2 protein-coding genes and 2 CRISPR repeat arrays (1 of these 4 only partly in view) are annotated in these 12,214 nt (G+C 46.0%); of the genes, one reads left to right on the forward strand and one right to left on the reverse strand.

Annotation, left to right across the window (positions count from 1 at the left end; translation table 11 throughout):
• Positions 1 to 354: 354 nt before the first annotated feature.
• Positions 355 to 2,418, reverse strand: a complete 2,064-nt coding sequence (locus QT992_RS23385) for an elongation factor G (RefSeq protein ID WP_333338715.1) — start codon at positions 2,416 to 2,418, stop codon at positions 355 to 357.
• Between the two features lie 331 nt (positions 2,419 to 2,749).
• Positions 2,750 to 8,179: direct repeats of the CRISPR family, unit length 37 nt; unit sequence GTTTCAATCCCTGATAGGGAGTTTGGTTAATTGCGGC.
• A gap of 143 nt (positions 8,180 to 8,322) precedes the next feature.
• On the opposite strand from QT992_RS23385, the gene QT992_RS23390 reads away from it, so the two are divergent.
• A complete protein-coding gene (locus tag QT992_RS23390) occupies positions 8,323 to 9,816 on the forward strand; it encodes an IS5 family transposase (RefSeq protein ID WP_333321339.1) in 1,494 nt (497 codons plus the stop codon).
• Positions 9,817 to 9,885: 69 nt separating this feature from the next.
• Positions 9,886 to 12,214: direct repeats of the CRISPR family, unit length 37 nt; unit sequence GTTTCAATCCCTGATAGGGAGTTTGGTTAATTGCGGC (it continues 2,384 nt past the right edge of the window).

Raw genomic sequence — 12,214 nt, forward strand, 5'->3', positions numbered from 1 at the left:
AGCCTGAAACAAACAATCTCGAAAACCCGCCCCCACCCAACAAACAATCGCAATGTACATTCAGATTTACCGTGGGGCCGGGCGGGTTTTTATATATAGTTGGTCATCTTTATATATTTTTGGTGAACCCGCCCTTACCAATCAAATTTACATTCAAATTGTAATTTGAATCAAGCGACACAATCCCGTAGGGGCGGGTTCCACCAACCATAATAGCCTGAAACAAACAATCTCGAAAACCCGCCCCCACCCAACAAACAATCGCAATGTACATTCAGATTTACCGTGGGGGGGGGCGGGTTTATTTATCCTTTTAATGATTCCAGAAATGGTTGGTGAACCCGCCCCTACGGCTTAATTTTTACCGTTTCCGTTGCCATTTCCGTTAGTTTGCAAAACCCGCTTAGCTAAAGGTTCCGGCACTTCTTGCAGTCGATCGAACTCCCAATTAAAAAATCCTACTCCCATTGTCTGCGATCGCAATTCTACGATCAAATTCTGCATTTCTGCGATCGGCAAATAAGCAGAAACTGCATCCCATCCCTTCCAGTCTTTTTTACCTTCGTAGCCGAGAATTTGGCCGCGGTGTCCGCTGACCAACTGCAACACCTTTGATGTACACTCGTTCGGAGCGCAAATTTCAACTTTGGCGATCGGCTCCAGCAATGCCGGTTCGCACTTGGCCATTCCCTCCTGCATCGCCAAACGCGCTGCTTGCTTGAAAGCTTGTTCGGAACTGTCAACGGTATGGTAGGAACCGTTCGTCAGCGTCACCGCTACGTCTACCACCGGGAAACCCAGGGGGCCGCGATCCAAATACTCGCGCACACCCACTTCCACGCCGGGGATGTACTGTTTTGGGACGACGCCGCCGACTATTTTGTCGGTAAAGGTGAAACCTTCTCCGCGAGGCTGCGGTGTAATGTCGAGGTACACGTCGCCAAACTGTCCGTGCCCGCCGCTTTGGTGTTTGTAGCGCCCGTGGATGGAAGATGCAGGTTTGCGGATGGTTTCTTTGTACGGCACTTGCGGTAAGTGAGTTGTCATCGGCAAGTTATACTTGCGGCGCAACCTGTCTAAAGCTACTTTCAGGTGGATTTCGCCTTGACCCCAAAGTATAATTTCGTGAGTGTCGCCGTGCTGTTCCCAGACTAAAGATGGGTCTTCTTCTAGCAATTTAGCTAAAGCGGAGCTCAGCTTAACTTCATCGTTGCGCTTTTCTGGGACGATCGCCCGTGCGTAGACAGGGGGGATGATTTCGGCTTTTGGCAATTCTTCCGATCGGTCAATCGCCAGCGTATCGCCTGTTCTCAAGCCTTCTAGCCTTCCCACCGCCACAATTTCTCCCGCGCTGACGGATTGCAAACTTTGCGTTTGCTGGCCGGTCAAGCGGTACAAACCGTTAACTCGAACGCCGTTCAAATTTGCTCCGTCTGCCAGCGTCCCCCGCCACATTCTCACTAACGATAGTTTGCCTCCTTGCGGTGTGTAATAAGTTTTGAGGATTTGAGCTAGAACTTTGTTTTCACTTTGTATAATGCTGCGCCGATCGGCTGTTGTTTCCGGTGTCGGCGCTTCCCTCAGCAAAGCTTCCAGCAGAGGCCGCACGCCGAAATCTTGTTCGGCGATGCCGATGAATACTGGCACAATTAAATCTGCGCCTAATTCCATCTTTAAATCGCGGGTAATTTCTTCGGCGTCGGGATTGATTTCTTCGAGCAATTCTTCGAGTAAATGGTCGTCATAATTGGCCAATTCTTCGAGCATTTGCTGCCGCGCTGCGCTTTCTTCTGCTTTGAGGTGTTCTGGAAGCGGGACGGGATCTGCGGCGGCGCCCGGATGGTAGTGGTAAGCTTGTTCGGTTACTAGGTCGATAAAACCGATGATTTGTTCGTTTTTGCCGATCGGATATTGGTGAGGTACGATCGGTCTACTGGAAACGGATTTGAGCGCGTCGATCACCTCGGTGAAGTTGGTGCCGCAAGTGGTTTCGTCTGTGTAAGCCCGATCGATCTTGTTGATGAAAACTAGGTGGGGAATTTCCCAATCGTCGAGGAATTTAAACAGGGGTGCGAGGGTTAAAGTGCGATCGGCAACGGGTTCGCAAACTATTATCGCCGCATCCACACCGATGAGTGCATTGTAAGTTTCTTGGGCAAATTCTACCGAACCCGGACAGTCGAGAAATGTGAAGCGGACGCCTTGATATTCAGCGGTAGCGGCGTTTACTTCTACGCTCATTTGGCGATCGCGTGCTTCCGGCGAACTATCACCTATTGTGTTGCCATCTTTGACATTTCCTTTGCGGGTAATTGTCCCTGTCACCGACAGCAAACTTTCGAGCAGTGCGGTTTTCCCGCTTAAATAATGGCCAACAATTGCAACGTTTCGCGTGGCCCCAAGGACTTTTTCGTTCATATTCCCTCCAACCGAAAACTTGTTTTCCATTGCTCTTGGTGCAATCAGTTCTCTACCATTTTCTAGACTTTTTCTAGGTTAATTTTTATTGCATTTTCGAGCAACTTCAGATTTTGGTATGATTCTATACTTTTGACGCTAGCGTATTTTGAGTGACGCAAACACAAATTGTAGTTTTTCTTAATATTTGGAATTTTAAACCGCAGAGAACGCGGATAAAATTCTCGTTCCCAGGCTCTGCCGGGGAAGGCATTTCACTCTTGCTGGGCCTCGATTTTAGCGGTTTTTCGTGTCTAATTCCTCAGCAGTAGCAAACGGCTTGCTCCGGTACGTTTCAATCCCTAATAGGGATTTAGGTTGATTCCGGCGAAGAAGGAGTCAGGAGTCAGGAGTCAGGAGAAGAATACCCTCTTTCCTCCTGTCTCCTCCTCTGGTGAATACTTCCGAAAGTTTCAATCCCTGATAGGGATTTAGGTTAATTGCGGCGAAATGTCCGAAGACAACAACATCATCATCAATATCGTTTCAATCCCTGATAGGGAGTTTGGTTAATTGCGGCTCGAAAGGTCGAGGTTTAGGAAAATCATCCGAAGGGTTTCAATCCCTGATAGGGAGTTTGGTTAATTGCGGCGTTTTTGGGCCTCGAATATCTTCGGCGACATTGATGCTAGTTTCAATCCCTGATAGGGAGTTTGGTTAATTGCGGCTTTGAATGGATTGTTGATGACTACATTAGGGAAGGTTTCAATCCCTGATAGGGAGTTTGGTTAATTGCGGCAACCAGGGAGGATGCGCGGCGATTGACCCCGTGTTTCAATCCCTGATAGGGAGTTTGGTTAATTGCGGCAAACTGGAAGATAGAAACATATCTCCACCTTGTCGTTTCAATCCCTGATAGGGAGTTTGGTTAATTGCGGCATCCCACGGCTTTTCTCCACCATTGGGGAGTTTCCAGTTTCAATCCCTGATAGGGAGTTTGGTTAATTGCGGCTGTTATCCTGAGAATCGGGTTAACTCGATTTTGTGTTTCAATCCCTGATAGGGAGTTTGGTTAATTGCGGCATAGGTAAAACTATCTCGCAAAGCGCCAGTTTTGTTTCAATCCCTGATAGGGAGTTTGGTTAATTGCGGCAGCGATCGACGATCGTATAGTTTTTGTTACTTTGCGCGTGTTTCAATCCCTGATAGGGAGTTTGGTTAATTGCGGCCCGCAAGTGCCGAGCCAAGTCTGACTATATTTGGATGTTTCAATCCCTGATAGGGAGTTTGGTTAATTGCGGCTCAAACGCTCCTGCGCCAATATTGAAAGTAAAAGTTTCAATCCCTGATAGGGAGTTTGGTTAATTGCGGCTCGCATTAAAAGAAGGTTGCTTATCAGACTTTTTTGTTTCAATCCCTGATAGGGAGTTTGGTTAATTGCGGCGCTGACTGTTCAAGTTTTACGCCATCGGTTTCTGTTTCAATCCCTGATAGGGAGTTTGGTTAATTGCGGCCCTGTCAGGTTTAGAATACCGCAGGCAATTGTAAAGTTTCAATCCCTGATAGGGAGTTTGGTTAATTGCGGCCTAGCGCTGGTAGCGTACCTGGTAAAGGTAGCAGTTTCAATCCCTGATAGGGAGTTTGGTTAATTGCGGCTTAATTGTCGATTATCTATACAGCTATTATAACGTTTCAATCCCTGATAGGGAGTTTGGTTAATTGCGGCTTCAAATCTAGGCGAGCAAGTAGCTTCAATGCAACTGTTTCAATCCCTGATAGGGAGTTTGGTTAATTGCGGCTTTGAGCAAATCCTTTATGTAGGCGATCGGCCTGAAGTTTCAATCCCTGATAGGGAGTTTGGTTAATTGCGGCCTAAATCCCCGTTGGTTCGAGTGTGGCATTGCCGTTTCAATCCCTGATAGGGAGTTTGGTTAATTGCGGCTCCAGTAAGCGCCAATCCTCCGCTACCCTTTTGTTTCAATCCCTGATAGGGAGTTTGGTTAATTGCGGCGATATCCCATTGATAAAGAGATAGCATCTTCTGTTTCAATCCCTGATAGGGAGTTTGGTTAATTGCGGCTTCAAGAAACAACGTGCCGCTAGAATTTAAAGCGCCCCGTTTCAATCCCTGATAGGGAGTTTGGTTAATTGCGGCTTATCTCCGCATTTCTGGCTCATACCGCCAGCAGTTTCAATCCCTGATAGGGAGTTTGGTTAATTGCGGCTTCTTAGAAGATAGTGCAAACAAGGATAAGTTCATTGGTTTCAATCCCTGATAGGGAGTTTGGTTAATTGCGGCTCAAGACACTGAGAGATGATTAATTCTTGCAATTCAAGTTTCAATCCCTGATAGGGAGTTTGGTTAATTGCGGCAGTGCTGTTGCTGGTGCGGGCCCTCTGCTCGCTGCGTTTCAATCCCTGATAGGGAGTTTGGTTAATTGCGGCCTCCCCCTGTTGGAGCAACGTAAGTTACTCCTGTAAGGTGTTTCAATCCCTGATAGGGAGTTTGGTTAATTGCGGCTTCGCTGGCTTCATCTGCTTTATTGTCCTTTGAGTAGTTTCAATCCCTGATAGGGAGTTTGGTTAATTGCGGCGCGGCCTGTGTCATGTCTCCCGGTAAACCTGAAGTTTCAATCCCTGATAGGGAGTTTGGTTAATTGCGGCTGAAAAATGCACCGGGGGAGCTGCAAACGATAAGGTTGTTTCAATCCCTGATAGGGAGTTTGGTTAATTGCGGCTGAGACATAAGCTGACCGTCAGCCGATCGGATAGGTGGTTTCAATCCCTGATAGGGAGTTTGGTTAATTGCGGCGATTTGGGTTTGGGAACCTGCGTCAACCGCCGCGTTTCAATCCCTGATAGGGAGTTTGGTTAATTGCGGCTTTGAATGTTTCAAATTTGATTGCATCTTGTAGTTGTTTCAATCCCTGATAGGGAGTTTGGTTAATTGCGGCATGGCAGATGATTTTTTCACGGCGATGTTAGCTGGTGTTTCAATCCCTGATAGGGAGTTTGGTTAATTGCGGCTTGACTGAGTTAGTAGATGAGGAGGAATGATGGAGTTTCAATCCCTGATAGGGAGTTTGGTTAATTGCGGCAATTAATTGCCGAAGTGACTCAGGGAGAATTGCTGGGTTTCAATCCCTGATAGGGAGTTTGGTTAATTGCGGCCGGATTGCGATTGAAGTTAAGAAGGGTGTCCGGGTTTCAATCCCTGATAGGGAGTTTGGTTAATTGCGGCAACCAGCGACATCTTTAATGTAATTTTGGGCGAGGTTTCAATCCCTGATAGGGAGTTTGGTTAATTGCGGCGCCTTTCAACGATCGAATCGAGTACAGAATCGGCGTTTCAATCCCTGATAGGGAGTTTGGTTAATTGCGGCAAGCGATTTTGCAGCATATTCATCATTATTTTCTCGTTTCAATCCCTGATAGGGAGTTTGGTTAATTGCGGCTTTACGGCGGGCTGCTGATTGTCCATTGTTCCCCTTGTTTCAATCCCTGATAGGGAGTTTGGTTAATTGCGGCCGGCGCTCGTCAGGCGGTTGTCAGGATGGAATTAGTGCTGTTTCAATCCCTGATAGGGAGTTTGGTTAATTGCGGCGCGTAGGTGCTGGTATTGAAGTTGATCCAGTAGGTTTCAATCCCTGATAGGGAGTTTGGTTAATTGCGGCAAGATGCTGTAAGGGCTGCTAGAACAGCCCATCGTTTCAATCCCTGATAGGGAGTTTGGTTAATTGCGGCGGAAGCGATCGCAGATGCACCGGAAGCGGAACCGGGTTTCAATCCCTGATAGGGAGTTTGGTTAATTGCGGCAAGGCTGCCTTATTCTTCAACCCTAAAAGGCGTTGGTTTCAATCCCTGATAGGGAGTTTGGTTAATTGCGGCATTATGGCACATTTGCTTTTTTGGTAGCAACTCGCTTAGTTTCAATCCCTGATAGGGAGTTTGGTTAATTGCGGCAATACGGCTCTATTGGCATTCGCAGCTAAGGCGTTTCAATCCCTGATAGGGAGTTTGGTTAATTGCGGCCATAAAAGCGTGAAAATCAATCCCAAAAGTTTAGTTTCAATCCCTGATAGGGAGTTTGGTTAATTGCGGCGCGACCCAGCAGGAGCAAAAGGCATACCGTGCGATGTTTCAATCCCTGATAGGGAGTTTGGTTAATTGCGGCTCAGGGGAGCCATTCAAAAGCTGGGATTCACTCAAGGGTTTCAATCCCTGATAGGGAGTTTGGTTAATTGCGGCCGCTGAGGTGTCGGATTTGCGATCGCTTCTTGAGTTTCAATCCCTGATAGGGAGTTTGGTTAATTGCGGCTTTAATCACAAAATCGCGATCGCTCAAATCGCCTGCGTTTCAATCCCTGATAGGGAGTTTGGTTAATTGCGGCTTCACACCGACTCACGGTAGACGTGTCTATACCTGTTTCAATCCCTGATAGGGAGTTTGGTTAATTGCGGCTCCTGTTCAATCAGTTGAATGATAGAAGTATTTTTGTTTCAATCCCTGATAGGGAGTTTGGTTAATTGCGGCAAGGCTTTGAGCGAATTAACAGGCGTAAGTCAGCGTTTCAATCCCTGATAGGGAGTTTGGTTAATTGCGGCAGCGAAGGGCGATCGCTTCCTCTCACCTAATCGTGTTTCAATCCCTGATAGGGAGTTTGGTTAATTGCGGCCTAAACATTGGAAAGGAATTATTAGTGCTCTTGATGTTTCAATCCCTGATAGGGAGTTTGGTTAATTGCGGCCTACGATCGACAGTAGTTTGGCCGCTAAATTGAAAGTTTCAATCCCTGATAGGGAGTTTGGTTAATTGCGGCTCAAATTTTAGGGTGGAGAGCTGTAGATGTTTATGGCGTTTCAATCCCTGATAGGGAGTTTGGTTAATTGCGGCTTACTCGCGACGCATTGTAGTGATGCAACTTACGTTTCAATCCCTGATAGGGAGTTTGGTTAATTGCGGCCCGAGATTTAGCTACCGCACTTTTCGAGGCTTGTGTTTCAATCCCTGATAGGGAGTTTGGTTAATTGCGGCTGCAGGTTTGGGGAGAAGTTTGCAGCCAATTACTAAGTTTCAATCCCTGATAGGGAGTTTGGTTAATTGCGGCGCAAACCAATAATATCACGCAATTCTCTAAATAAATTGTTTCAATCCCTGATAGGGAGTTTGGTTAATTGCGGCTGGCGCTACCGCTGGTGTTGTCCCTTTGTATTGCTGAGTTTCAATCCCTGATAGGGAGTTTGGTTAATTGCGGCTCCAATGCTAGCAATGAGGCTCGTTGAAGAACTGGAGTTTCAATCCCTGATAGGGAGTTTGGTTAATTGCGGCTCTACTACTTTGAAATGGGAGGACTAATAAACGGACCAGTTTCAATCCCTGATAGGGAGTTTGGTTAATTGCGGCTCTCGCCGATTTTGCCAAAAAGCATCCATAAGTTGTTTCAATCCCTGATAGGGAGTTTGGTTAATTGCGGCGCATCCGTAAGAGTTACGGGGTAATGTTGCGGTTTTGTCATTGCTAAGTTTCAATCCCTGATAGGGAGTTTGGTTAATTGCGGCTTTGCACTCGGAAACCATCGCGGAAAATCTATCGCTGTTTCAATCCCTGATAGGGAGTTTGGTTAATTGCGGCGCGGCGTGACGCCGAACATCATCGGTTATGCCAAGTCCGATCGTTTCAATCCCTGATAGGGAGTTTGGTTAATTGCGGCCTACGGGCTACACCGGGGACTGGTATTGGAATAAGTTTCAATCCCTGATAGGGAGTTTGGTTAATTGCGGCAGGGCGACGTAAACATATACATAGGGCTTGCTGAATAATCGATCGCATATTGCGTGGCGAAAGGTTTCGCTCGCGCGATCGAGAGTAAAGTGCAAGATAAACAGGTAAAATAGGTCAAAACCCGTGCATCACCACCTGCGCTCGTGTACCGAAAAGTTGAGCTGGCCCCACAACCCCCATCCGAGTTTGAACTGCCCTTCGGAGGCAGCTTGTCACCAGATAACCGTTGGGTCAAAATGACCCAAGTAATCCCGTGGTCAGAATTTGAAGCAGAATATGCTAAAAACTTCCCCACAGAAATGGGTGCACCAGCCAAATCCTTTCGGATGGCGTTGGGGGCATTAATCATCAAAGAAAAACTCGGAATTAGCGATCGGGAAACCGTCGAACAAATTCGGGAAAACCCCTATTTGCAATACTTTATCGGTCAATCAACATACAGTAATGAACTACCATTTGATCCATCACTATTAGTTCACTTTCGGCAACGAATTAGTCCGAACTTAATTAATAAAGTGAATGAACGCATGGTCGAAAAAATGCGTTCCATCATCCCAGTTAAAACTGAAAAAAAAAAGGATTCGGACGCCAAAAATGAGTCACCCAATCGCGGAAAGTTGATCGTAGATGCGACCTGTGCCCCAGCCGACATTAGTTATCCAACCGACTTAGGACTATTAAATGGAGCCAGAGTTCATACCGAAAAAATTATAGACATCCTGTATAAACAGATTAAAGGGAAAAGCAATAAAAAACCAAGAACCTATCGTAATCTAGCTAGAAAAGACTACTTAGCAGTAGCAAAACAAAGACGACCAACCCGTAACCAAAGAAGACAGGCACTTAAAAAACAACTCCAATATATCAAAAGAAACTTAGCTCATATTGAACAGCTAATCAAGTCAGGTGCGACCCTAGAAAAATTGAATAAAAAGCAATATAAAACCTTGCTAGTCCTCACAGAAGTCTATCGGCAACAGCTCTGGCTATTGGAAAATAAGAAACAGAGCATAGACGATAGAATAGTAAGTTTAAGTCAACCCCATATTCGTCCCATTGTCCGAGGAAAAGCAGGGAAAAAGGTAGAATTTGGAGCAAAACTCTCAGCGAGTTGTTTTGAAGGATATGTATTTTTAGACCGGATAAGCTGGGATAATTTTAACGAATCAGGGGACTTAAAAGCACAAGTAGAAGCTTATCGTAACTTTACAGGATATTATCCAGAGTCAGTTCATGCCGATCGCATTTATCGTACAAGAGAGAACCGAGCTTGGTGCAAAGACAAAGGCATTAGAATCAGTGGACCGCCTTTAGGAAGGCCTCCAACCAATATCAGCAAAGAAAAAAAGAAGCAAGCGTTGGAAGATGAGAGAATTCGCAATGCGATTGAGGGAAAGTTCGGACAAGGTAAACGAAGATTCGGTCTGAATAGAGTGATGGCAAAACTTGATAATACTTCTGAAACAGTCATTGCGATTACTTTTTTAGTCATGAACCTTTCTACCTGGTGGCGCCGGGTTTTTTGTGTGTTTTTATGCCGTTCGGGGAAAACAATGCCTGTTTTTGGGCTGCACATAATCTGGGGTTATGCTTTACTCAGAATGAGGCAGGAAAAACTCATATTTAACTCGGCTTAAATATATCGAGCACTCCCGATCGCCAGAAAGCGATCGATTATTCAGCAAGCCCTACATAGTCAAGGTTTTGTTTCAATCCCTGATAGGGAGTTTGGTTAATTGCGGCTTTTTTCTTGGGGAATTACGCGAGAGCAGTATGAGTTTCAATCCCTGATAGGGAGTTTGGTTAATTGCGGCTTCTCAAAGCGAGTATTTAAAAATCTTCGATTATTAAAAGTTTCAATCCCTGATAGGGAGTTTGGTTAATTGCGGCCACCGGCCCGCGCAAGCTGTGTTCCCCAAAGCCGAGAATAATTGTTTCAATCCCTGATAGGGAGTTTGGTTAATTGCGGCCAAGCCGCGAACGGCTCGATCAATATTGAAGGCAGGTTTCAATCCCTGATAGGGAGTTTGGTTAATTGCGGCCTTATGGGCGAAATGTATGTGAACCAAAGCCTGGTTTCAATCCCTGATAGGGAGTTTGGTTAATTGCGGCAGTACCCGCAGGTGAATCAATTAAGGGGTTGTTGTTTCAATCCCTGATAGGGAGTTTGGTTAATTGCGGCCTTATCGAAGGGCAAAAAATATATCTAGAAATATTGTTTCAATCCCTGATAGGGAGTTTGGTTAATTGCGGCTTTGTTGCGGTCGTAGGAAGTGTAAGGGCCGCCAAAAGTTTCAATCCCTGATAGGGAGTTTGGTTAATTGCGGCTTAAGGTAGATGTTAGAGAGTATCTTTGTGGTACCAATGTTTCAATCCCTGATAGGGAGTTTGGTTAATTGCGGCCGGGAACCAATAACGCCTGGAAGCCCTTTGGGAATGGTTTCAATCCCTGATAGGGAGTTTGGTTAATTGCGGCTACTTTCAGCGATTCTCAGGTGCGTTTACTCAAGTTTCAATCCCTGATAGGGAGTTTGGTTAATTGCGGCGTTGCCGAGCCAAAGTCGCCATTGTTTCGAGACTGTTTCAATCCCTGATAGGGAGTTTGGTTAATTGCGGCGCAAGCTCCTTTCCCGGAAATATTTCCTGAGATGGTTTCAATCCCTGATAGGGAGTTTGGTTAATTGCGGCATCTTACAATTAATCAATTAAAGTTACTAAGCCCCGTTTCAATCCCTGATAGGGAGTTTGGTTAATTGCGGCATTGTTAAATATTTGAAGAATAGATGAGAGAGTGTAAGTTTCAATCCCTGATAGGGAGTTTGGTTAATTGCGGCTCGAAGTGTTAAGCGTATTAGTAATATTGGGAAGTTTCAATCCCTGATAGGGAGTTTGGTTAATTGCGGCAGGAAAGATGATCGAAACGTGGGGCGACGAAAATCAAAGTTTCAATCCCTGATAGGGAGTTTGGTTAATTGCGGCATTGAAGACCTAGCTTTGTCTGTTCGGGCTTACGTTTCAATCCCTGATAGGGAGTTTGGTTAATTGCGGCAAGCGTGATTACGCACTGCTACGGCTGTTGTGGGGTGTTTCAATCCCTGATAGGGAGTTTGGTTAATTGCGGCCATCATTTCTTGGGTATTGCGACCGACTCGCTTTGTTTCAATCCCTGATAGGGAGTTTGGTTAATTGCGGCTTGTATAGCCAGTTCTCAATGCTAGTTCAGTGGCAGTTTCAATCCCTGATAGGGAGTTTGGTTAATTGCGGCTCTAGGCACTGCCGCCCCACCACCCCCACCCCCTACAGTTTCAATCCCTGATAGGGAGTTTGGTTAATTGCGGCTTGAATCTGCATCCGACCAGCAGCATCGACGCTGCGTTTCAATCCCTGATAGGGAGTTTGGTTAATTGCGGCCTTGTCTTTTACCTGGGTTTTTACACTCGCAAAATGTGTTTCAATCCCTGATAGGGAGTTTGGTTAATTGCGGCAATGACAAAAGGGAGAGCCGAGGTAATTGCCAGGTTTCAATCCCTGATAGGGAGTTTGGTTAATTGCGGCGCAGAATATACCGTGGTGCGAGTTGCCTTTGGGAATGTTTCAATCCCTGATAGGGAGTTTGGTTAATTGCGGCTTTCATCATTCCTCCAGGATTTTACTGGAAGGAGGTTTCAATCCCTGATAGGGAGTTTGGTTAATTGCGGCCCTTCCCTCTCTGAATCTGTTGATTCTTTGACCCAGGTTTCAATCCCTGATAGGGAGTTTGGTTAATTGCGGCAGGGGTCGTGACTGGATTATATGTTAAAGAGATGTGGTTTCAATCCCTGATAGGGAGTTTGGTTAATTGCGGCCTTGGATCGCAGATTCAAACTCAGTAATCAAGCCAGGAGTTTCAATCCCTGATAGGGAGTTTGGTTAATTGCGGCCGGCTGAAATTTTTTCCTTCGGCACGGTCGCAACGTTTCAATCCCTGATAGGGAGTTTGGTTAATTGCGGCGCCGGAAAAATGGGAACGCCCGATCGCACTTGCTGAACTCCGTT

Origin of the sequence: Microcoleus sp. T3_D1, from assembly GCF_036700405.1 — a bacterium.
Classification (GTDB): Bacteria; Cyanobacteriota; Cyanobacteriia; order Cyanobacteriales; family Microcoleaceae; genus Microcoleus.